The organism is Dyella telluris, assembly GCF_014297575.1.
GTDB lineage: Bacteria > Pseudomonadota > Gammaproteobacteria > Xanthomonadales > Rhodanobacteraceae > Dyella > Dyella telluris.
Genome location: NZ_CP060412.1, coordinates 208,497 through 230,324, shown reverse-complemented (window position 1 = coordinate 230,324; position 21,828 = coordinate 208,497). Strand labels below are relative to the sequence as shown.

General features: G+C 66.4%; 21 protein-coding genes and 1 tRNA gene. 16 read left to right on the top strand and 6 right to left on the bottom strand.

What is annotated here, in order from left to right; all coding sequences use genetic code 11:
• Positions 1 to 158: 158 nt before the first annotated feature.
• Positions 159 to 235 (bottom strand) — tRNA-Pro (locus tag H8F01_RS01240).
• A gap of 200 nt (positions 236 to 435) precedes the next feature.
• Between H8F01_RS01240 and hisS the strand changes: the two genes are divergently transcribed.
• Both hisS and H8F01_RS01230 read left to right on the top strand, forming a co-directional pair.
• Positions 436 to 1,821, top strand: coding sequence for a histidine--tRNA ligase (gene hisS, locus H8F01_RS01235; protein WP_187057291.1), 1,386 nt, complete (start codon positions 436 to 438; stop codon positions 1,819 to 1,821).
• 90 nt (positions 1,822 to 1,911) lie between these two features.
• Positions 1,912 to 3,801: an HAL/PAL/TAL family ammonia-lyase gene (locus tag H8F01_RS01230; protein WP_187057290.1), complete on the top strand. Its 1,890-nt coding sequence runs from the start codon at positions 1,912 to 1,914 to the stop codon at positions 3,799 to 3,801.
• Positions 3,802 to 3,891: 90 nt separating this feature from the next.
• On the opposite strand, the gene H8F01_RS01225 is transcribed toward H8F01_RS01230, so the two are convergent.
• Genes H8F01_RS01225 through H8F01_RS01215 form a run of 3 tightly spaced genes read right to left on the bottom strand, consistent with a single transcriptional unit; the run spans position 3,892 to position 6,523 of the window.
• Positions 3,892 to 4,518: a DUF998 domain-containing protein gene (locus tag H8F01_RS01225; protein ID WP_187057289.1), complete on the bottom strand. Its 627-nt coding sequence runs from the start codon at positions 4,516 to 4,518 to the stop codon at positions 3,892 to 3,894.
• An 8-nt stretch (positions 4,519 to 4,526) separates the two neighbouring features.
• A complete protein-coding gene (locus H8F01_RS01220) occupies positions 4,527 to 6,068 on the bottom strand; it encodes an MDR family MFS transporter (RefSeq protein WP_187057288.1) in 1,542 nt (513 codons plus the stop codon).
• Positions 6,065 to 6,523, bottom strand: a complete 459-nt coding sequence (locus H8F01_RS01215; protein ID WP_187057287.1) for a MarR family winged helix-turn-helix transcriptional regulator — start codon at positions 6,521 to 6,523, stop codon at positions 6,065 to 6,067. Before H8F01_RS01215 ends, H8F01_RS01220 begins: the two co-directional genes overlap by 4 nt.
• Before the next feature lie 317 nt (positions 6,524 to 6,840).
• Between H8F01_RS01215 and H8F01_RS01210 the strand changes: the two genes are divergently transcribed.
• The 14 genes from H8F01_RS01210 to H8F01_RS01145 all read left to right on the top strand — a co-directional run bounded on the left by H8F01_RS01210 (position 6,841) and on the right by H8F01_RS01145 (position 20,001).
• On the top strand, positions 6,841 to 7,176 hold the full coding sequence (locus tag H8F01_RS01210; RefSeq protein ID WP_187057286.1) for a YerC/YecD family TrpR-related protein: 336 nt from the start codon (positions 6,841 to 6,843) through the stop codon (positions 7,174 to 7,176).
• Entirely contained in the window at positions 7,173 to 8,066 is an 894-nt protein-coding gene (gene hisG, locus H8F01_RS01205; RefSeq protein WP_187057285.1) for an ATP phosphoribosyltransferase, read from the top strand. Before H8F01_RS01210 ends, hisG begins: the two co-directional genes overlap by 4 nt.
• A 27-nt stretch (positions 8,067 to 8,093) precedes the next feature.
• Positions 8,094 to 9,401, top strand: coding sequence for a histidinol dehydrogenase (hisD, locus tag H8F01_RS01200; protein ID WP_187057284.1), 1,308 nt, complete (start codon positions 8,094 to 8,096; stop codon positions 9,399 to 9,401).
• On the top strand, positions 9,398 to 10,504 hold the full coding sequence (hisC, locus tag H8F01_RS01195) for a histidinol-phosphate transaminase (RefSeq protein ID WP_187057283.1): 1,107 nt from the start codon (positions 9,398 to 9,400) through the stop codon (positions 10,502 to 10,504). Before hisD ends, hisC begins: the two co-directional genes overlap by 4 nt.
• Positions 10,501 to 11,565: a bifunctional histidinol-phosphatase/imidazoleglycerol-phosphate dehydratase HisB gene (hisB, locus tag H8F01_RS01190; protein ID WP_187057282.1), complete on the top strand. Its 1,065-nt coding sequence runs from the start codon at positions 10,501 to 10,503 to the stop codon at positions 11,563 to 11,565. The genes hisC and hisB overlap by 4 nt, the downstream gene beginning before the upstream one ends.
• Positions 11,565 to 12,155: an imidazole glycerol phosphate synthase subunit HisH gene (gene hisH, locus H8F01_RS01185; protein ID WP_187057281.1), complete on the top strand. Its 591-nt coding sequence runs from the start codon at positions 11,565 to 11,567 to the stop codon at positions 12,153 to 12,155. The genes hisB and hisH overlap by 1 nt, the downstream gene beginning before the upstream one ends.
• Positions 12,152 to 12,880 carry a 1-(5-phosphoribosyl)-5-[(5-phosphoribosylamino)methylideneamino]imidazole-4-carboxamide isomerase gene (gene hisA, locus H8F01_RS01180; RefSeq protein ID WP_187057280.1) on the top strand — a complete coding sequence of 243 codons (729 nt, stop codon included), beginning with the start codon at positions 12,152 to 12,154 and terminating at the stop codon, positions 12,878 to 12,880. Before hisH ends, hisA begins: the two co-directional genes overlap by 4 nt.
• Positions 12,874 to 13,644, top strand: coding sequence for an imidazole glycerol phosphate synthase subunit HisF (hisF, locus tag H8F01_RS01175; RefSeq protein WP_187057279.1), 771 nt, complete (start codon positions 12,874 to 12,876; stop codon positions 13,642 to 13,644). Before hisA ends, hisF begins: the two co-directional genes overlap by 7 nt.
• Before the next feature lie 57 nt (positions 13,645 to 13,701).
• Positions 13,702 to 14,334, top strand: coding sequence for a bifunctional phosphoribosyl-AMP cyclohydrolase/phosphoribosyl-ATP diphosphatase HisIE (gene hisIE, locus H8F01_RS01170; protein WP_187057278.1), 633 nt, complete (start codon positions 13,702 to 13,704; stop codon positions 14,332 to 14,334).
• Between the two features lie 303 nt (positions 14,335 to 14,637).
• Complete coding sequence (locus tag H8F01_RS01165) at positions 14,638 to 16,035, top strand: FAD/NAD(P)-binding protein (protein WP_187057277.1); 1,398 nt, start codon at positions 14,638 to 14,640, stop codon at positions 16,033 to 16,035.
• 147 nt (positions 16,036 to 16,182) lie between these two features.
• Complete coding sequence (locus H8F01_RS01160; protein ID WP_187057276.1) at positions 16,183 to 17,184, top strand: sulfate ABC transporter substrate-binding protein; 1,002 nt, start codon at positions 16,183 to 16,185, stop codon at positions 17,182 to 17,184.
• Positions 17,185 to 17,188: 4 nt separating this feature from the next.
• The gene (gene cysT / locus H8F01_RS01155; protein ID WP_187057275.1) at positions 17,189 to 18,013 is read left to right on the top strand and encodes a sulfate ABC transporter permease subunit CysT; all 825 of its coding nucleotides are present in this window, start codon (positions 17,189 to 17,191) and stop codon (positions 18,011 to 18,013) included.
• Positions 18,010 to 18,873 (top strand): sulfate ABC transporter permease subunit CysW, encoded by an 864-nt coding sequence (cysW, locus tag H8F01_RS01150; RefSeq protein WP_187057274.1) that lies wholly within the window; start codon positions 18,010 to 18,012, stop codon positions 18,871 to 18,873. Before cysT ends, cysW begins: the two co-directional genes overlap by 4 nt.
• A 9-nt stretch (positions 18,874 to 18,882) precedes the next feature.
• Positions 18,883 to 20,001 (top strand): sulfate/molybdate ABC transporter ATP-binding protein, encoded by a 1,119-nt coding sequence (locus H8F01_RS01145; protein ID WP_187057273.1) that lies wholly within the window; start codon positions 18,883 to 18,885, stop codon positions 19,999 to 20,001.
• Positions 20,002 to 20,009: 8 nt separating this feature from the next.
• Here the strand turns inward: H8F01_RS01145 and H8F01_RS01140 are convergent, their stop codons facing one another.
• Both H8F01_RS01140 and mtnC read right to left on the bottom strand, forming a co-directional pair.
• Entirely contained in the window at positions 20,010 to 21,038 is a 1,029-nt protein-coding gene (locus tag H8F01_RS01140) for a C13 family peptidase (protein WP_187057272.1), read from the bottom strand.
• A gap of 17 nt (positions 21,039 to 21,055) precedes the next feature.
• Positions 21,056 to 21,742 (bottom strand): acireductone synthase, encoded by a 687-nt coding sequence (mtnC, locus tag H8F01_RS01135; protein ID WP_187057271.1) that lies wholly within the window; start codon positions 21,740 to 21,742, stop codon positions 21,056 to 21,058.
• Between the last annotated feature and the right edge of the window lie 86 nt (positions 21,743 to 21,828).

Below are 21,828 nucleotides of genomic sequence, written 5' to 3'. Positions count from 1 at the left end.
TGATACGGTGCCGGCAGCAGGGTCATGCCGGCACAGCGACGGGAAGGCCGTGTTCGGAGCGTTGCGCCGATGGCGATGCGGCGGCATGGCGTTTCGGGAGCCGGAAAAGAAGAAGCCCCTGAAAACAGCGTTTTCAGGGGCTTGCTTACTTCGAATTTTGGTCGGGGTGACATGATTCGAACATGCGACTTCTACGTCCCGAACGTAGCGCTCTACCAGGCTGAGCTACACCCCGTGGGAGCCGCGTATGTTAACGACACCCCGGGGGGTTGGCAACACTTTGTGAAAAAAATTCTTCACAAAGTTCACGGGCCCGTCGCAGACCCTGATGAGCAGGGCCGGGCGATGGCGTTCTGCTAACCTATACGGCTCTGTCGGGCGTGTCGCCAACAGGCGGCTGGCCGGCCTTTCCATACCGTTCAAGCAGAGGATCTCATGGCGCTTACCCAGGCCCGTACCATGCCCGGCGTGCTCGAGCTGCTGCCGCTCGACCAGATTGCGTTCCAGCGCATGCTCGACGTGATCCGCCGCAACTATGAGCGCTTCGGTTTTCTGCCGGTCGAGACGCCGGTGATGGAATTCTCGGACGTGCTGCTCACCAAGACGGGCGGCGAAACCGAGCGCCAGGTGTACTTCGTGCAGTCCACCGGTGCGCTGGCCAATGCCGAGAAGGGCGACGGCGTGCCCGAACTGGCTCTGCGCTTCGACCTGACTGTGCCGCTGGCCCGCTACGTGGCCGAGCATGAGCACGACCTGTCGTTTCCGTTCCGCCGTTACCAGATGCAGCGCGTGTACCGCGGCGAGCGCGCCCAGCGCGGTCGCTTCCGCGAGTTCTACCAGTGCGACATCGACGTGATCGGCAAGGACGGCCTCTCGGTGCGTTACGACGCCGAGTTGCCGGCCGTCATCTACAGCGTGTTCCGCGAACTGAACATCGGCCCGTTCACCATCCAGATCAACAACCGCAAGCTGATCCGCGGCTTCTATGAAAGCCTGGGCATTCTTGACGGCGAGATGCAGACGCTGGTGCTGCGCGAAGTGGACAAGCTCGACAAGCGTGGCGCCGACTACCTGCGCGACACGCTGACCGGTGAACAGTTCGGCCTGAGCGCAGAGACGGCACAGAAGATCCTGGATTTCTCGCAGGGGCGTTCGAGCTCGCTGCAGGATGCGTTCGACAAACTCGATGCACTGGGTTCGGGCAGCGAAGCGCTGGAGGAAGGGCGTGCCGAGCTGAAGGAAGTGCTGGGCATGATCCGTGACTTCGGCGTGCCGGAATCGTATTTCATGCTGAACTTCTCCATCGCCCGTGGCCTGGATTACTACACCGGCACCGTGTACGAGACCACGCTGAACGATCATCCGCAGATCGGCTCGATCTGTTCCGGTGGTCGCTACGAGAATCTCGCCGGTCAGTACACCAAGTCGAAGTTGCCTGGCGTGGGCATTTCCATTGGCCTCACGCGCCTGTACTGGCAGCTGCGCGACGCCGGCCTGATCAGCACGGCAAGCAGCACGGTCGACGTGCTGGTGACGCAGATGGATCCGGCGCAGCTGCCGGCTTATCTCGCGCTGGCCAGTGAGCTGCGCGGTGCGGGCATCGCCACCGAGGTGGTGCTGGACGGCGGCAAGCTCGGCAAGCAGTTCAAGTACGCCGATCGCGCGGGCATCCGCTTCGTGATCGTGCTGGGTGAAGACGAACTCGCCAAGGGCGTGGTCACCGTGAAGGACCTGCGTCGCGAAGACCAGTTCGAAGTGAAGCGCACGGAGCTGGTGAAGACGTTGCGCGTCGAGCTGGCGCAGGCTGAAGTCGGCGCCTGAGCGTTTTTGCGTGATCCCCCGCCGCCGTTGCCAAGAGGCGCGGCGGTTGCACACAGACAATTTGAAAGCCCGTCCGGGCTGGAGCCAAGCATGACCGCAAAGACCATACTCCTGGACGGCAACAGCCTTACCCGCGAACAGCTGGTGGCCGTGGCCCGCCATGGCCTGAGCGTGGAGCTGGACGAGACGCAGCTCAAGCGCGTGCAGCGCGCCGCCGACTTCCTTGCCGACAAGGTGAGCTGCGGTGAACCGACCTATGGCGTTACCACCGGTTTCGGCAGCAACGCCGACAAGTTGCTGGGCGCGCATCGCCTGCGCGACGAGTTGCCGGGAGGCAACCCGGACAAGCCCGAAGGCACGCTGCTGGAAGAGCTGCAGCACAACCTGATCACCACCCATGCCGTGTGCGTGGGCAAGCCGTTCGCGCCGGACGTGGTGCGCGCCATGCTGGTCATCCGCATCAATACGTTGATGCGTGGTCATTCCGGCATTCGCGTAGAAACGCTCAAGGCACTGACCGCCATGCTCAACGCGGGCGTTGTGCCGGTGGTGCCGGAGAAGGGTTCGGTGGGCGCCAGTGGCGATCTTGCGCCGCTGTCGCACCTGGCCATCGTGCTGCTGGGCGGTGGCGAGGCGTTCTATCAGGGCGAGCGACTGTCGGGCGCGGATGCGCTCAAGCGCGCCGGCCTCACGCCGATCCGCCTGTCCTTCAAGGAAGGCCTGGCGCTCAACAACGGCACGGCGCAGATGCTGGCCACCGCCACGCTGGCGCTGGACGAGCTGGAACATCTGCTGGAACTTGCCGACCTGGCCGCCGCAATGACGCTGGACGCGTTCGCGGGTCGCAGTGGCGCCCTGCGTCCGGAAGTGCACGCGCTGCGTCCGCATCCGGGCCAGATCGAAGCGGCCGCCAACGTGCGCAACCTGCTCGAAGGCAGCACCCTGGTCGACATTCCCTACCACCTGGTGCCGCGCTTCCGGCAGTGGAGTGCCGAGGCCTGGGCTGATCCGTCGGATCAGGCACTTACCTTCGATATCGGTTGGGACTGGGTGCCGGCCAACCAGCGTCACGGTCGCGAGGCCTTCTACGCGCGCTTCCTGCCGTTCAAGGGCGGCAAGAAGCACCAGCCGCAGGATGCCTATTGCCTGCGCTGCATGCCGCAGGTGCACGGCGCGGTGCGTGACGCATGGGCGCAGGCCTGTCGCGTGATTGACATTGAACTCAACTCGGTCACCGACAATCCGCTGATCTTCCCGGATGCCGAGAACGCCGAGTTCATCGAGGAGCAGGTGATTTCCGCCGGCCACTTCCATGGCATGCCGCTGGCGCTGGCCATGAGCTACGTGAAGGCGGCGATTCCCGTGCTGGCTTCTATCTCCGAGCGTCGCCTCAACAAGCTGGTCGATCCGGCCACCAACGATGGCCTGCCGGCTTTCCTTACCGGCAACGAAGACGGTACCGATTCGGGTTTCATGATCGTGCAGTACACCGCTGCGGCACTGGTGAACGACCTGGCCACGCGCGCACATCCGGCCAGCGTGTATTCCGTGCCGACCAGTGCGAATGCGGAAGACCACGTGTCGATGGGTGCCAACGAGGCGCGCCACGTGCTGGAAATGATGGAAGACCTTGGCCACGTCGTTGCGCTGGAGCTCTATACCGCTGCGCAGGCGCTGGATTTCCGCCAGGCCATGCTGAATGCCGCTTGCCGACTCGCCTCGCGTGGCGACTGGCAGGCGCTGGCCGGCAAGGTGTCCAATGCGCCGCGCGAGGATCACGCGCATTACGCGCAGTTCGTCGACGAGGTGAAGCAGCTGACGGCTGCGCTGGCGAACGTCGGCGACTTCCATGCGGGTTCCACGGTGCGCAAGGCGCACGATGCACTGCGCAAGCATATCGGCTTCATGTCGCGTGACCGCGCGATGGATGGCGATGTGCGGACGGTGTGCGAGCTGGTCCGGCAACGCGTGTTTGGTTGATCGGCAAGCCAGGAAAAAGGGGCGCACGGGCGCCCCTTTTTTTTGTCTGTTGGTCGCGCCTGTCCTGTGGGAGCGCGCCCTGTGCGCGACTCAATCCTGCGACGCGCCCGCCCGCCATAACTGCCGCGCCACCCACGCCAGCCATAGCAGGATCAGCGCGATCAATGCCTTCTGCGTCAGCCCCGGCGGCAAGCCTTTCCACAAGGCCAGCACCCACATCTGCACGAATGCCAGCCAGGCCAGCACGACTCCTGCGTATCGATGGTGCTGCATGCGTTCATCGCGCAGCCAGCGCGTCGACAGCAACAGCATGCCCACGACCAGGCAGAGGAAGGTGCCCTGCGCAGCCATGCCGTGAAGCAGGTGCGCCAGGTTCTCGCCCGGCGTGTGCTCGTAGAGCACGGTGATGGCCACTACCGGCAGCGCCGCGGCTGCCGCCACGAACAAGGCACTGGTGAGCCCACTGCGCAGATTGCGGTGCGTCGCGCGCTGGCCGGACCACGCCAGGCAGGCCAGTGCGCTCGCCATGAGGTAGTACGCGCCGCGCAACCAGACGCCCCCGGGGCCGCGCAGATACGCGCTCAGTGGCATGGCGACCGGATCCAGGTCGGCACGGGTCCACTGCAGGATGCCGGCGGTCGCCGCGAAGACGAGGGCGGCCAATGCAATCCAGCCGGCGGACAGGGCGAGTGCGGTGTCGCGCCGGTAGGTCGTCATCAGCATCCTTAGTCAGCGGCCGGGGCAGGGGTGGCGTGATGGTGATCGTTCAGCGCGACCTCCGGCAAGATCAGGATCAGCACAAAGGCACAGGCGACGATGCAGGCGCCGATGGTGAATGTCGACGCGATGGCATGCCGGTACATCATCACTGCGGCGTCCGTGACGTGATGCAGCGCGGACGCACTCGCCATGCCACCCTCCGGCGACATGCCGGCGGATGGCGTCGTTCCGCCCTGCGCGCGCAGGCGCCAGGCGAAGATGGCGCCCGAGCCCGCCACGCCGAGCAGTGCGCCCAGCGAACGGAAAAAGGTGAGTGTGGCGGTGCCCACGCCGCGATGCACGGGAGCCAGCGCACTCTGCACGGCGATGGTCACGTTCGGTGTCACCAGGCCCAGGCCGGCGCCGAGGATGAAGATGGACGGTTCAATGATGCCCAGGCTCTGCGAGGTGGCCGCGCTCCAGGCCAGCACGCCGAACGCCACCGTGGACATGGCGAGGCCCACGACCACAATGCGCTTGTAGCGACCGGCGCGCATCAGTACGCGTCCGTTGAGCAGCGAGGCGAGTGCAATGCCCACCATCAGCGGGCCGGTCAACAGGCCGGAGTGCGCGGGACTCACGCCCATCACCAACTGGAAGAACAACGGGAAGAACAGGCTGGCGCCCATCAGGCCCATGAAGGTCAGTGCCATCACCAGGCTGGCGATCACAAACAGGCGGTTGTGGAACAAGGCCAGCGGCAGCACCGGTTCGGGCTCGTGCTTCACGTGGCGCACGAACAGCACGCCGGTGATCAGGGCGAAGGCGCCGAGCAGGGCAATGGGCGCCGATGCCCACGGCCATTCGCTGCCGCCGAGCGTGAGCACCAGCAGGAACGCAACGGTGCTGGCCGTCATCAGCACGGAACCGAGGTAATCGATGCGTCGCGCATGCAGCGGCGTGTACTGGCGCAGCGTGCGTCCGATGATGATGAGTGCGACCGCGCCCACCGGCAGGTTGACGTAGAAGATCCAGTGCCAGGAAAGCATGTCGGTGATCAGGCCGCCGATCACCGGGCCCACCACGCTGCACAGCGCGAAGATGCCCGCGACCACGCCTTGCCGTTTGCCACGCTGCGTGGGCGGCACCATGTCGCCGATGATGATCTGCGCCAGGGGCAGCAAGCCACCGGCGCCGGCGCCCTGGATCGCACGGAACACAATCAGCTCCATCAGGTTGCGCGCCGCGCCGCTCAGTACCGAACCGAGCAGGAAGGTGATGATGGCGAAGTAGATCACCGGCTTGCGGCCGTACTGGTCGCTGAGCTTGCCGTACAGCGGCATGGTGGCGGTGGAGGCCAGCACGTACGCCGTCACCACCCAGGAGAGGTGGCTCATGCCACCCAGGTCGCTGACGATGCGGGGAAGGGCGGTGGCGACGATGCTCTGGTCGATGGCGCCCAGCGCCAGCACGATCACCAGGCCGACGAAGACACGACTGATCTCCTGTTCGGTAGGCGGGTGGATGGCTTGTGCAGTGGCGGCCGCGGTAAGGCTGGGAGTGCTCATGCGTCGGTGTCGTTCAGTTCAATGTCGTTCAAGGCGGGGATGGCCGCCCACAGCGTGGCGCGCGATTCGGTGGACAGCTGCGCCAGTGCGCGGATGAGCTGGTCGGTGCGGCGCTTGCGCTTGGCGTCGATCAGCGCGCGTCCATGTGGCGTCGCCATGAGGCCCACGCGTCGGCGATCGCCTTCGGTGGGCTCGGTGCGCTTCACCAGGCCGGCGGCCACCATGCTGTTGATGTGACCGGTCATGGTGGGGCTGCGCAGGCCCTCCAGTTGCGCCAGCTCGCCCACGCCGATGCCGGGGTTCTCAAGGATGGTGAGCAGCAGCGGCGCGTGCAGTGGCGAGATGTCGTGGTCGTCCTGCTGGCGACGGAGCTGGCGGAACAGCCGGCGCAACGCGGGGCGCAGTTGTTCGGCCAGCTCGCGGGCATCGGCCTCGGCGGATGGGTTGGGGCTCATGGCTGCCTGGGGAGGTTGAATAGGTAGGCTACCTATCTAGTTTAGCGGTCGTGGCACGGCTTGACCAGCGCCGTTGAGGCGGGGGCCGATACCGGCAAGCAGGGGGCCGTCGCTGCGAGGTATTGCTTGGGTGGGTTTGTGCCGCGGCGTACACGCACCGAGTCGTACAACAGGCCTGTTCGCACATGCCTGGCTTCGATCGCAAAAAATTGCCGTCGAGGCCTGCGCCAGCCTGAATCGGGCGTCGGGCGGCCCGGTTGCCCGACGTGTTCCGCCCGCGTATGATGCGCTCCATCGTATTAACGCGTTAGTACATTATGAAGCGCCGATCGCTCGATCCCGAGACACCCGCCGAGTCCGCCGAGCTCAGTCTTTGCGAGGCACTGCTCTCGCTGAAGAACGCCGAGGAGATGTCGGCATTCCTGCATGACCTGTGCACGCCCGCCGAGCTGGAGGTGATGGTGGACCGCTGGCGCGTCGTGCCGTACCTGCTCGACGGTGTGTCCTATCGCGAAATCCACGAGCGCACGGCCGTGAGCATTACCACCATCGGGCGCGTCGCCCGCTATCTCAACCAGGGCAGCGGCGGTTACCTCGCCGCCGGTGCCCGCGCCGCGCGACGTCGTGCGGCAAGCAAGAAGGTAAAGGCATGAAACCGCGCGATCGACTGCGTATAGCGATGCAGAAGTCCGGCCGACTCACCGAGCCGGCGCTGGACCTGCTCAACCGTTGCGGGCTCACCTTCCGCCAGAGCCGCGACAAGCTGTTCTGCTTCGGCGAGGGCGAGCCCGTCGACCTGCTGCTGGTGCGTGATGACGACATCCCCGGCCTGATCGCGCAAGGCGTGTGCGACCTGGGCATCGTGGGGCGCAACGTACTCAGCGAATACAGCCTCACTGCTGGCATGGGTGGCCCCGCGCTGGCCGAATGGCGTTCGCTTGGTTTTGGCCGCTGCCGCCTGTCGGTGGCCGTGCCGCAGGAAATCGACTACGTCGACGCCACCCAGTTGCAGGGCATGCGTATCGCCACGTCGTATCCGGGCCTGCTCGGCGAGTGGCTGCGCGAGCGTGGTGTGGACGCGGGCGTGGTGACACTGGCCGGCTCGGTGGAGATTGCGCCGCGGTTGGGTACGGCCGATGCGATCTGCGATCTCGTGCAGAGCGGCGGCACCCTGGTCGCCAATCAGCTGCGCGAAGTGGATGTGCTGCTGGAGAGCGAAGCGGTGCTGGCCGGCCCGGCCGTGCTTCCCACGGATGAGCGCGGCGACATGATCGACCTGCTGCTCAAGCGCCTGGACGGCGTCATCCAGGTGCGTGAATCGCGCTTGCTGCTGCTGCAGACCTCGCGTGGCGCACTGGATGCCGTGATCCGCCTGCTGCCGGGCGGCCCGCAGCCGACCCTGCTGCCCGTGGCCGGTCAGCCTGACCAGCTCATGCTGCAGGCGCTATGTGCCGGCGAAGTGAGTTGGCGGCAACTGGAAGAAATCAAGAAGGCCGGGGCACGCGAGATGTTCGTGTTGCCGGTCGAGAAGATGCTTGCGTGACGCAGGCGGGATGAACGAGCAAACACCATGAATCGCCTGGACTGGACTACCCTGGATGTACAAGCACAGCGCGCGGCGCTGTCACGTCCCATGCAATCGCGCGCCGAAAGCCTGCGTGCCGGCGTCGAGCAGATCACTGCCCGCGTGCGTGCCGATGGCGACGCGGCCCTGCGCGAGCTGACCGCCAAGTTCGACCGCTGCGAACTGCATGCCATCGAAGTGCCGGACAAGGAATGGCGCGAGGCGGAAGCGCGCCTGGCGCCCGAGTTGAAGGCCGCCATCGACGAAGCCGCGTCGCGCATCGACGCATTCCACCGCGCCGCCGCGCCGCAGCCGGTGGCGCTGGATACCGCCGGTGGCGTGCGCGTGGAACGCATGCTGCGCCCGATCCAGCGGGTGGGTCTGTACGTGCCCGCAGGCAGCGCGCCGTTGCCGTCCACGGCTTTGATGCTGGGCGTGCCGGCGCGCATCGCCGGTTGCGCTGAAGTGGTGTTGTGCTCACCGGCCCGGCCGGATGGCCGATGCGACGATGCCGTGCTGTACGCTGCGCGCGTCACCGGCGTGCACCGCGTGTTCAAGCTGGGCGGCGCGCAGGCCATTGCCGCCATGGCGTATGGCACGGAGTCCGTGCCCAAGTGCGACAAGCTGTTTGGTCCCGGCAATTCCTGGGTGACCGAAGCCAAGCTGCAGGTGTCGGCCGACCCCGAGGGCGCCGCCATCGACATGCCGGCCGGTCCGTCCGAGGTGCTGGTGATCGCGGACGATGAAGCCAACCCGGCATTCGTCGCCGCCGATCTGCTGTCGCAGGCGGAACACGGCCCCGATTCACAGGTGATCCTGCTCAGCGCGTCGACTGCGCTGCTGGATGCGGTGGAGGTAGAAGTGGCGCAGCAGTGGGCGGCGCTGCCGCGCGCGGATATTGCCGAGAAGGCGCTGTCGCAGAGTCGCCTGATTGCCGTGGCCTCGTTGGCGCAGGCGGTCGAGGTGAGCAATCGCTACGCGCCGGAACACCTGATCCTGCAGGTGGCCGATCCGCGCGCCTTGCTGGGCGATATCCAAAGCGCTGGCTCGGTGTTCCTGGGCGCATGGACGCCGGAATCGGTCGGCGACTACTGCAGTGGCAGCAACCATGTGCTGCCGACCTACGGTTATGCGCGCAGCTACAGCGGCGTGTCGGTGGCCAGCTTCCAGAAGCAGATCACCGTGCAAGAGCTGTCCCCGGATGGTCTGCGCGCCATTGGTCCGTGCACCGTGACGCTGGCCGCTGCCGAACAATTAGAAGCACATCGTCGTGCCGTCACCCTGCGCCTGGCGGCGCTGGAGGACGCGGCATGAGCGTGCTCGATCTGGCACGGGCGGAGATCCGCGCGATGCAGCCGTATTCGTCGGCACGCATGGAGGCCAGTGGCGGCCGCGTGATGCTCAACGCCAACGAATCCGCCTGGGCACCGCCGGGCGACCATGAGCTGGCCTGCAATCGTTACCCCGATCCGCAACCGGCCGCCTTGGTCGAGGCGCTGGCACGTCTTTATGGCGTGCGTGCCTCGCAGGTGCTGGTGGGGCGTGGCAGCGACGAGGCCATCGATCTGCTGGTGCGCGCCTTCTGCCGCGCCGGTGAGGATGCCATCGCCATCCAGCCGCCGACCTTCGGCATGTATGCGGTGAGTGCGCGCATCCAGAATGCTGAGGTGGTGACGGTGCCGCTGGCCGCGGATTTCACGCTGGACGTGGATGCCGTACTTGGTGCAGTCACGCCTGCGGTGAAGCTGGTGTTCGTCTGCACGCCGAACAACCCGACCGGCCAGCTGGTGCCGCAGGCCGACGTGGAGCGGCTGGTGCAGGCGCTTGCCGGTCGCGCGCTGCTGGTGGTCGACGAAGCCTATATCGAGTTCTCCGACGCGCCCAGCGTGGCGCCGCTGATCGACCGCTATGAGAACCTGGCCGTGCTGCGTACCTTGTCGAAAGCATGGGCGCTGGCCGGTGCGCGTATCGGCACGCTGCTGGCGAACGAGGAAGTGATCGCCCTGCTCAAGCGCATCATGGCGCCGTATCCCTTGCCTCGACCGTGTGTGGCGCTGGCGCTGGAAGCGTTGTCAGAAGCCGGGCAGGTCTCGGCGCGCGCGCATATCGCCACCGTCCGTGACGAGCGCGGACGCATGGCGCGCATGCTCGGGCACGCACCGGGGGTGCGTGAGGTGCTGCCGTCGGCGGCCAACTTCCTGGCGGTGCGCTTCGACGATGCGGCGGCGGTCTACCAGCGCTTGCTGGACGCGGGCATCGTGGTGCGCGACGTGCGCCGTTACCCGCAGCTCGGCGATGCGCTGCGAATTACCGTGGGCTCCCCGGACGAGAATGACCGGGTGCTCGACCTTCTGAACCAGCCGGCCGCGGAAGGCCGGACGTTTGCCGAAGGAACGGCCATGGGCAAGCAAGCATGAGCCGCAAGATTCTTTTCATCGACCGCGACGGCTGCCTCATCGAGGAGCCGGAAGATTTCCAGATCGATAGCTACGAGAAGTTCGCCCTGTTGCCGGGCGTGATCGCCGCATTGCAGCGCTTTGTGGCGAGCGGCTATGAGCTGGTGATGGTGACCAACCAGGACGGCCTGGGCACCAGCAGTTTTCCGGAAGCCGATTTCGTGGGGCCGCACGACCTGTTGATGCGCATACTCTCGTCGCAGGGTATCAAGGTGCGCGACGTGCTGATCGACCGCAGTTTCCTGCATGAGCGCAAGGACACCCGCAAGCCTGGCATCGGCATGATGCGCGCCTACCTGGCCGATGACGGCTGGAGTCGTGCATCGTCGGCGATGGTGGGCGATCGCGAAACCGACCTGCAGTTTGCGGCCAATATGGGTGTGCGCGGTTTCCAGGTCGGCCCGCACGGGCTGTCGTGGGACGAGATTGCCCACCTGGTGCTGGATGGGCCGCGCATGGCGACGGTGGAGCGCAATACGCGCGAAACCCGCATCACGGTCAGCGTCAACCTGGACAAGGCCGCGGAGCCGCAGATCCACACCGGGTTGGGCTTCTTCGACCACATGCTGGAGCAGATCGGCAAGCACGGTGGTTTCGCGCTGGCGCTGCGCTGCGATGGCGACACGCACATCGACGAGCATCACACCATCGAGGATTGCGCGCTGGCGCTCGGCCAGGCCCTGCGCCAGGCATTGGGCGACAAGCGCGGCATCGGTCGTTACGGTTTTCTGCTGCCGATGGACGAGTCCCAGGCGAGCGCGGCGCTGGATCTGTCGGGGCGGCCGTACTTCATTTTCGAAGGGCAGTTCCCGCGTGAGCGCGTGGGTGACATCCCGACCGAACTGGTGCCGCATTTCTTCCGCTCGCTGTGCGAAACATTGGGCGCCAACCTGCACCTGAGCGTGCAGGGCGAGAACGCGCACCACATGGTGGAAGCCTGCTTCAAGGTGGTGGCCCGCGTGCTGCGCCAGGCGATCCGTCGCGAAGGCAGCGACCTGCCGAGCACCAAGGGAGCGCTCTGATGAGCGTCGTGCTGGTCGATGCCGGCGGCACCAACATCGGGTCGGTGCGTTACGCCTTGCAACGCCTGGGCGTGGATGCGGCGCTTACCTCGGACCCGGCGGCTATCCGCGCGGCGGACAAAGTGATCCTGCCCGGCGTGGGTGCAGCCGGCCCCGGCATGGCGCGCCTGCGGGAGCTGGGACTGGTTGAGCTGATGCGTTCGCTTACGCAGCCGGTGCTGGGCGTATGCCTGGGCATGCAACTGTTGTGCGAGCACTCGGAGGAGGGTGACACCGCCTGCCTTGGCGTGATCCCGGCGACGGTGCAGCGCTTTGTCGAGCAACCCGGCCTGCGCGTGCCGCACATGGGCTGGAACCGCCTGCAGCAGAAGCAGGGTCACGCGCTCCTGGACGGCCTGGCCGATGGTGACTGGGCCTACTTCGTGCACAGCTACGCCGTGCCCGCGGGCCATTACGCGCTGGCCACCACCGAGTACGGCGGCGAGTTTGCCTCGGTGATCGCGAGCGGCAACTTCCACGGCATGCAGTTCCACCCCGAGCGCTCGGCCAAGGTCGGCGCCCGCCTGCTAAAGAACTTCCTCGAACTATGAGTTTTACAGTCATTCCCGCCATTGATCTGCGCGCCGGTCGCGTCGTTCGCCTTAAGCAGGGCGATTACGCACAACAGACGACGTACGAGTTCGACCCACGCGCGCTTGCCGGTGATTACGCCCAGGCTGGCGCGGCCTGGCTGCACCTGGTGGACCTGGACGGCGCGCGCGGTGGCAGCCTGGAGAACCTGGCCGTGATCGAGGCGATTGCCCGGGACGGCATGAAGATCCAGGCGGGCGGTGGCGTGCGCACCGAGGCCGACGTGCAGCGCCTGTTCGATGCAGGCGTGTCCCGCGTGGTGCTGGGCAGCCTGGCCATCCGCGAACCCGCCATGGTGGAAGCATGGCTGGCGGCGCGTGGCGCGGAGCGATTCACCCTGGCGCTGGATACCTTGTATCGCGATGGTGCGTGGACGCTGCCCAGCGCCGGCTGGACGGAAACCGAATCGCGCACGCTGGACGATCTGGCGCCGTGGTACGCCGAGCGCGGCGCGCAGCACCTGCTGTGCACCGATATCGATCGCGACGGCATGCTGGCCGGTTTCAATCTGGATCTGTATCGCTACCTGGCGGACACCGTGCCATCGATGGCGGTGCAGGCCTCGGGCGGCGTGCGTTCGCTGGACGATATCCGAGCGGCGCGCGACGCCGGTGCACGCGGCGTGATCCTTGGCCGCGCCCTGCTGGAAGGTCGATTCAACCTGAAGGACGCCCTCGCATGCTGAGCCGTCGCCTGATTCCCTGCCTGGACGTGCGCGACGGCAAGGTCGTGAAGGGCGTGAAGTTTCGCGACCACGTGGTGATGGGCGAAATCGTGGATCTCGCCTTGCGTTATCGCGACGAAGGCGCGGACGAGCTGGTGTTCTACGACATCACGGCCAGTCCGGAAGGCCGCAGCGTGGATCGCGGCTGGGTTGAGCGCGTGGCCAGTGCCATCGATATTCCGTTCTGCGTGGCCGGTGGCATCCGCAGCGTGGACGAGGCGCGCGCCGTGCTGCATGCCGGCGCTGACAAGATCTCGGTGAATTCGCCCGCGCTGGAGCGGCCCGACCTGATCAACGAGCTGGCCGCCGCCTTTGGCGTGCAGTGCGTGGTGGTGGGCGTGGACAGCCTGCGCGACGCCGATGGCGAATGGCGCGTGCGTCAGTACACCGGCGACCCATCGCGCACGCAGGCACTGCCGCGTCGCACGCTGGACTGGGTGGTCGAAGCGCAGGAGCGTGGCGCCGGCGAGATCGTGCTCAATTGCATGGGCAGCGATGGCGTGCGGCAGGGCTACGACCTGGAGCAGCTGATGGTGGTGCGCAGCCTGTGCGTGGTGCCGCTGATCGCATCCGGCGGCGCCGGGGCGCCCGAACATTTCCGTGATGCCTTCCTGGACGCGGATGTGGACGGCGCACTCGCCGCCAGCGTGTTCCATTCCGGCGCCATCGCCATCCCCGCGCTCAAGCAATCGCTGCACGCCTGGGGCGTGCCGGTCAGGCAGTAAAAATCGCGCAGGGTCGGCTTCGTGCCGTGCATCACCAAGATTTCAGAGAGACAGCCCATGAACACCATCACCCTTGATCCCGCACGACTCGACTGGTCCAAAGGCGACGGCCTGTTGCCGGCGGTGATCCAGCACTGGCTGACGGGCGAGGTGTTGATGCTGGGCTACATGAATGCCGAAGCCCTTGCTGCGACCCAGCACAGCGGTCACGTCACCTTCTTCAGCCGCAGCAAGCAGCGCTTGTGGACCAAGGGCGAAACCTCTGGCCACGTGCTGGAGCTGAAATCGGTACGCATGGACTGCGATGCCGACACCTTGCTGGTACTGGCCGAGCCGCACGGCCCGACCTGCCACAACGGCACCAGCAGCTGTTTCGGCGACAAGGCGGTGCCGCCGCTGGGGTTCCTGGCCGAGCTGGATGCACTGGTGGCGCAGCGTCACGCGGAGCGCCCGGCGGGCAGCTACACCACCCGGTTGTTCGAGGGCGGCATTCGGCGCATGGCGCAGAAGGTGGGCGAGGAGGGCGTCGAGACGGCGCTGGCGGCCGTGGCGCAGGACGACGAGGCATTGCTCGGCGAAGCGGCCGACCTGATCTACCACCTTGCCGTGACCTTGCGCGCGCGCGGGCTGGGGTTGTCGGACGTATCGGCCGTGCTGGCGCAGCGTCACGCGGTGCGCGTGGCGTCATAACTTCCCGGTCATAAGCCGCGCCACAAGTCCACGGATGACTAGCGCAGCCTTAACGGCAGCTGTGGTCTCTTGTTTCCAAGGCGCATGTACCGGTTGGGGAACACCTTGCCGAAGGGTTCCGCTCCAACCGGTGCCGGCTGGATGCGCCCGAGGGGTGTCGATCGCTGAGCGGACGAGTCATGCGGCTGCCAATGGATGTGAAGGCAGCCTTCACCTGGGATTTCTTTCAAGGGGATGCAGCGCATAGTGACCGGCCACGTGCAGGTCGCGAGGGTTTTGTATCCCCCAATCGAGGACCGCGTTATGGCTGATATCGCAGTGATCGGTGGTGGTGCCGCGGGAGCAGCGGCATTTGGCGAGCTCTTGTCGCGGTTTGATGGCGGTACGGTGCACTGGATCGTCGGGCAGCACGCACCGGGTCGTGGCGTGGCCTATGGCACCAGTGACGACCAGCACCTGTTGAACGTGCGTGCGTCGGCGATGGGCGTGTTCCAGGAGCATGCCGAGGATTTCATCCAGCATGCCGCGCGCCAGCTGGGGCAGGTCAAGGGCACGGATTTCCTGCCGCGTCGCCTGTTCGGCGATTTCATCCAGGCCCAGGTGGGTGCGCGCATCGACGCTGCGCGTCGCGCCGGGCGCAGCTTCCGCATCCATCCCCAGAGTGCCCGCGAAGTGGTGTCGCGTGGCCCCGGCGGTTATGCCGTTCGTGTAGGCGCCGATCGCTGGCTCGAAGTGGGAGAGGTTGTGCTGGCTGTGGGCGCACTGGCGCAGCGTCCGCTGCGTAGCGTGTCGACCACGGCACTGGCGGGCGGCGCCTACGAGCTTGACCCGTGGCGGCTGGATCGCCACCCGCAGTCGCCTCGCCGTGTGATGGTGATCGGCACCGGCCTGACGGCGGTCGATACGCTGCTGTCCGCCGCCATCAGATGGCCGCATGCGGAACTGGTCGCGGTATCGCGCCACGGGCTGCTGCCGTTCACCCATGCCGCCTTGCCGCTGACGCCTTATGCACGGCAGGAAGAACTCAATCGTGCGTTGCTTGCCAGCGAAGGCACGGCGGCGATGTTCCGCCACGTGCGCGCCGCCATGAGCGACGCTGGCGATGCCGAATGGCGCAGCATCATCGACGGCATGCGGCCGGTCAATGCACAGCTGTGGCAGCAGCTTTCGCATCCACGGCGACGCCAGTTCCTGCGTCACGCGCGCTGGGTGTGGGAGGCTGCACGCCATCGCATGGCGCCGGCCACCGGCGAGGCGATCTATCAGCTGCAGGAGGAAGGGCGCCTGCAGGTGCTTGCCGCGCGCGTGCTGGACGTGGACGGCACGGCGCCGCTGCAGGTGACCCTGCGCGAGCGTTCCACGCAGCTGGTCAGCGCGTTGGAGGCGGACCTGGTCATTCAGGCAACGGGCCTGGATACAGCGGTGGCCTACGGTGCGCATGATCTGTTGTCACAGCTGTTGCGCGATGGCCTGGCGGTTGCTGATCCGCTGCAACTGGGCGTGCTTGCCCGGCCTGATGGCCAGCTGACGGATGGCGAGGGGAAACCCGTGCCGGGCCTGCATGCCATCGGTTCGCTGCTACGCGGCAACCTGTGGGAATGTACGGCCATGCCGGAGATTCGCGTAGCGGCACATCGGCTGGCGGTGCGCCTGTCGCAGCAAAGCCCGGTGTCGCGCGAGAGTGCCAGCGAATTGCCGTGAACGTGGCTTCCAGTGTCGCCTTGCGCAAATCGGCCACCCATGGGCTGATGTCGCGCAAGGTCCCGACATGACGATATGACATATTGCGATTTTGCAGCTTTGCCGGCCAACGCTAGTCTGCTGCTTCATCGTTCCGCAGGAGGCGTCATGAAGAAATCGATCCTGGTATGGCTCGTGGCGGCAGGCATGTGGCTGTCCGGCGCCGCCTGTGCCGGGGATGCCTCGCTGCTGAATGTCTCCTACGATCCCACGCGCGAGCTGTACCGGCAGATCAATACCGCCTTCGCCGCGCAGTGGAAGTCGCAGCATGGCGACGACGTCAGCATCAAGATGTCCCACGGCGGCTCAGGCAAGCAGGCGCGCTCGGTAGTGGATGGACTCCCCGCCGATGTAGTCACTCTTGCGCTGGCCTATGACATCGACGCCATTGCCGATCGCGGCCTGCTCGCGAAGGACTGGCAGAAGAAGCTGCCGAACAACGCCACGCCGTACACCTCCACCATCGTGTTCCTGGTGCGCAAGGGCAATCCCAAGGGCATCAAGGACTGGGCCGACCTGGTGCGACCGGGCATCCAGGTGGTGACGCCGAATCCGAAATCCTCCGGCGGCGCGCGCTGGAATTTCCTTGCCGCATGGGGCTATGCGCTCAAGCAGGCCGGTGGCAGCGAGGCCACGGCACGGACCTATGTGAAGGAGCTGTACAAGCACGTGCCGGTGCTCGACACGGGCGCGCGTGGCGCCACCAACACCTTTGTGCAGCGTGGCGTGGGTGACGTGCTGATCGCGTGGGAGAACGAAGCCCTGCTGGCGAAGCGGCAGCTGGGCGGCGATACCTTCGAGATCGTGGTGCCGTCGGTGACCATCGTGGCGGAGCCGCCGGTGGCCGTGGTGGACAGCAATGTCGACAAGCACGGTACGCGGGCCATCGCGCAGGCCTATGTGGAGTTCCTGTATTCGCCGCAGGGACAGGACATCGCCGCGAAGAACTTCTATCGCCCACGCGCCGCCGACGTGGCCGCGCGCTACGCCAGCCAGTTCCCCGCGACGCATACCTTCACCCTGGCCGAGTTGTTTGGCGACTGGCGTCAGGTGCAGGCGAAGTTCTTCGCCGATGGGGCGATTTTCGATCAGCTGGGGCCGGGAAGCTGAGATCATGCGCAGGCGCGTACTCCCGGGATTCGGCCTCAGCCTCGGCTACGCGCTGATTTATCTCGGCCTGATCGTCATGCTGCCGCTGGCGGCGCTGGCCTGGAAAGCCTCCGGTATCGGTTTTGAAGGACTGGTGCGGCTGCTGTCGGCACCGCGCACCCTGGCGGCGCTGCGCCTGAGCGTGGGTGGCGCGGTGGTCGCGGCGCTGATCAATGCGGTGATCGGCCTGCTGGTGGGCTGGGTGCTGGTGCGTTACCGCTTTCCCGGGCGCCGCCTGTTCGACGCGCTCGTGGATCTTCCGTTTGCGCTGCCTACGGCTGTGGCCGGCATTGCACTGACCACGCTGTACGCGCCCAACGGCTGGATCGGGCGATGGCTGGAGCCGCTGGGCATCAAGGTGGCCTACACGCCGCTGGGCGTCTTCATCGCCATGGTCTTCGTGGGCTTTCCGTTCGTGGTGCGCACGCTGCAACCCGTGCTGGCTTCGCTGGAGCGCGATGTGGAAGAGGCTGCCGAAAGCCTTGGCGCACAGCGCTGGCAGACCTTCTTCCGCGTGATCCTGCCGATGCTGGCGCCGACGCTGCTGACCGGTTTCGCGCTGGCGCTGGCGCGCGCGGTGGGCGAGTACGGCTCGGTGATCTTCATCGCCGGCAACATTCCAATGCGCTCGGAAATTGCACCGCTGCTGATCGTGCAGAAGCTGGAACAGTTCGATGTGGCGGGCGCGGCTGCGCTGGGCGTGGCCATGCTGTCGCTGTCGTTTGGCCTGCTGGTGCTGGTGGCCTTGCTGCAGCGCTGGAGTCATCGCTGGGCGGAGCGTGCCGCATGAGTGCGCCGGCACGTTCACGCCCGGTGGCCTGGCCGCGTCGGCTGGTGCATCTGCTGCTGATCGCGCTGGCAGTGGTATTCCTGGTGCTGTTCCTGCTGCTGCCGCTGGCAACGGTATTCGTCGAGGCGCTGCGGCAAGGTGTCGGGCCGTATCTTGAAGCCATCAAGGAGCCGGAGGCGCTGTCCGCCATCCACCTCACCCTGCTGGTGGCGGTGATCGCCGTGCCGATGAATGTGCTGTTTGGCGTTGCCGCGGCATGGGCGATGACGCGGTTCGAGTTTCGCGGCAAGGCGCTGCTGGGTGCGCTCATCGATCTGCCGTTCTCTGTGTCGCCGGTGGTCTCGGGCCTGGTCTACGTGCTGCTGTTCGGCGCGCAGGGCTGGTTTGGTCCGTGGCTGGACCGTCATGGCGTCAAGATCATCTTCGCGGTGCCCGGCCTGGTGCTGGCGACCATTTTCGTGACGTTGCCGTTCGTTGCGCGCGAGCTGATTCCACTGATGCAGGCGCAGGGCAGTGAGGAGGAAGAAGCCGCCCGCGTGCTGGGCGCCAGCGGCTGGCAGATGTTCTTCCGTGTCACGCTGCCGAACATCCGCTGGGCGCTGCTGTACGGCGTGCTGCTGTGCAATGCCCGCGCCATGGGCGAGTTCGGCGCGGTGTCGGTGGTGTCGGGCCACATCCGTGGGCTAACCACCACGATGCCGCTGGAGGTGGAGATGCGGTACAACGAGTACGAGTACGTCGGCGCTTTTGCGGTGGCCTCCCTGCTGGCCCTGCTGGCACTGGTGACGCTGGCGGTGAAGACGCTGCTGGAATGGCGCTATGGCGACGAGATTGCCGCCCATGCGCCCGGCGGTCATTGAGGGAACGGCATGTTGCTTGAATTGTCCCGACTCCATCGTCGTTTCGCCGGCTTCCAGGCGCTGGACGATGTCAGCCTGAGCATTGCGCCGGGTGAGTTCCTGGCCCTGCTGGGGCCCTCCGGCTCGGGCAAGACGACCCTGCTGCGCATCCTGGCCGGGCTGGATTACCCCGACAGCGGCAGCGTGCTGGGCAATGGCGAAAACTTCCTGGCCACGCCGGCACGTGAACGTCGCATCGGCATGGTGTTCCAGCACTACGCGCTGTTTCGCCACCTTACCGTGATCGAGAACGTGGCCTTCGGCCTGCGCGTGCGGCCGTGGCGTTCCCGCCCTTCGCGCAGCGAGATCCGCGCGCGCGTGGACAGGCTGTTGCAGCGCGTGCAGCTCGATGGCATGGGGCATCGTTATCCCACCCAACTTTCCGGTGGCCAGCGGCAACGCGTGGCCCTGGCGCGCGCATTGGCGGTCGAGCCGGACATGCTGTTGCTCGACGAGCCGTTCGGTGCGCTGGACGCACAGGTGCGCGTGAATCTGCGTCGATGGCTGCGCGAGCTGCATGAAGAGCTGGAGCTCACCACCATCTTCGTCACCCACGATCAGGAAGAGGCGCTGGAACTGGCCGATCGCGTCGCCGTGATGAACAACGGACGCATCGAGCAGGTGGGCCCGCCGGAAGTGATCTATCACCAGCCCGCCACGCCATTCGTGTGCGAGTTCATCGGCAAGGTCAACCGCTTCACGGTGCGACGTGATGCCGGTGGCCTGGGTGCGGGCAGCTGGGGGCTGGGCGACGATCCCTGGCAGGGGCGGTTTGGCGAGGCCGTGGCGTACGTGCGGCCGGAACAATTGCGCCTGGCCGTGCCACCGTCACAGCCGGCCTGGGAGGCGCATCTGCGTCATGTCTACCTGGCGGGCAGCGTGGCGCATCTGGATCTGCATGTCGCCTCGCTCGACCTGGCGCTGGAGGCCGACGTGGCCAGCGAGGATCTGTCTCGCCTGGGGCTGCATGCGGGCACGGTGCTGCGGGTTGCGCCACGCAGCGCCGTGCTGTTTCCGCTGGATGGACCGAACGGTCCGCTCAGTGCGGAGCGATGGATCTGGCAGGCGCGGAGTCCCGTGCCCGCGTAACCGGCAGGTCAGCGTGGTTCGGTGGGGCGATTGAGCAGCGTGGCCGGCACCGCCGGCTTGAACGGTACAGCCGCGCCGGGCGTGATGTGCTTGCGCCACAGGGCGAGCTGCTCGGCAATGCCGCTGCCGACACTCATCTGCGGCTCCGAGGGGGTCAGCTTGTCCTTGGCTTCCCACTGAGAGATCTCACTGGAGGCCAGGCGGAAGGCTTCCATGAAATCCGGCGTGCGGTTGAGGCCGTCGACCAGCCACGCGTGCCCGAAGTAGGTGATGTCCGAGTCGCTGCCGCAGCCGAACGAGCTGCGATCCGCGCGGGCGGCAGTGATGACCAGCGTGCCGGGGCCCTGCAGCGGCGGCACGAAGCCGCCGGAGTAGCAGGCATTCACCACCACTACCTTCCACTTGAAGGGACGCTTGGCGAGGATGTCCGACAGGTCGCTGGCGCCGATCTGGTCCAGCGGTAGCGGATCCATGTCCACCAGCAGGTTGTGGTCTTCGTCGCCGTGCGTGGTGAGGTAGAGCAGCAGGATGTCCTCGTCGGGCTTCATCAGGCTGGCGAGGCCGTCGAGCGTTTCCTCGAGGTTGCTCCAGCTCGCCAGCGGATGTTTCTCCAGCGAGCCGGGGTTGTTCTCCAGCACGACCACATGCGTATCCGCGCCGAAGCGCTGCGGGAACATTTTTGCGGCGTATTCGGCTTCGTTGCGGAACACGTCTTCGCCGCCGTCGGCGCCGAACGCCACCACATAGAGGTTTGGACGCCCCGGCGTGCGCGGGCCCAGTTCAGCCAGTGCCTTGTGCACCATGTTGCGCTGGGCGTACATGACCTGTTCCGGCGACGGGGCCTGTGCGGGCCAGTTATCGGCGGTCGAGTTGTCTTCGTCCGTGGTCGTGGAGCTGGGCGGGGCGGGAGCCGATGCTGCCGGTGCCGGCTGCGCCTGCCCATTACCGTTCGCCGGGCCGGCTGCGTGATGGGACAGGCCCACCATGAGCAATACGCCGGCTGCGAAAGCGAGCAGGGCGGTCAGGGCAGTACGCATGGCGGGGCTCGTGACGATCAGACGACGATGTCGTCGAACGTGCGGTAGGCAGGGTGGGCCGGCGCATCCGGCATCGCCATCGGCTCGCGCACCAGCCAGCCCGTGCTGTAGCCCGCGGCGCGCGCGGCATCCAGCTCTTCGACAATGTCGGAGAGGAACAACAGGTGCGCCGGCTGCTCGCCGATGGCCTCGGCGATGCGCTCATAGGAAACGCGCTCGCGCTTGGGACCGGTTTCGGTATCGAAATAGCCGGAGAACATCGGCGTGAGATCGCCCGCCTCGCTGTAGCGGAAGAACAGCTTCTGTGCAGGGACCGAGCCTGACGAATAAACGTACAGGTGCAGGCCCTCGCCGCGCCATGCGTGCAGCCTGGCCGACACTTCCGGGTAGACGTGCGCCTGGTATTCGCCGTTGGCGTAGCCTTCCTGCCAGATCATGCCTTGCAGCGCCTTGAGCGCGGTGGACTTGCGGTCTTCCTTGATCCAGCGCAGCAGCAGTTCGATGATTTCCTGGCGAGGGGCCTCGACGATGCCAGCTTCCTTGGCCGCCTCGTGCAGCCAGTGCTGCACCTCCGGGGTGTCGCCGTGCGTTTCGATGAAAGCGGGCAGGCGCTTGTGGGCGTACGGGAACAGCACGTCCTTCACGAAGCTGATCGAGCTGGTGGTGCCCTCGATGTCGGTGACGATGGCGCGGATGACGGTCATGCGGGGAGGCCGGGACAGGGGGCGACAAGCTTACCCGGCGCCGCCCCCCGGGAGCGAGGGGCGGTGCCGCGGTTCATGATGGGGTT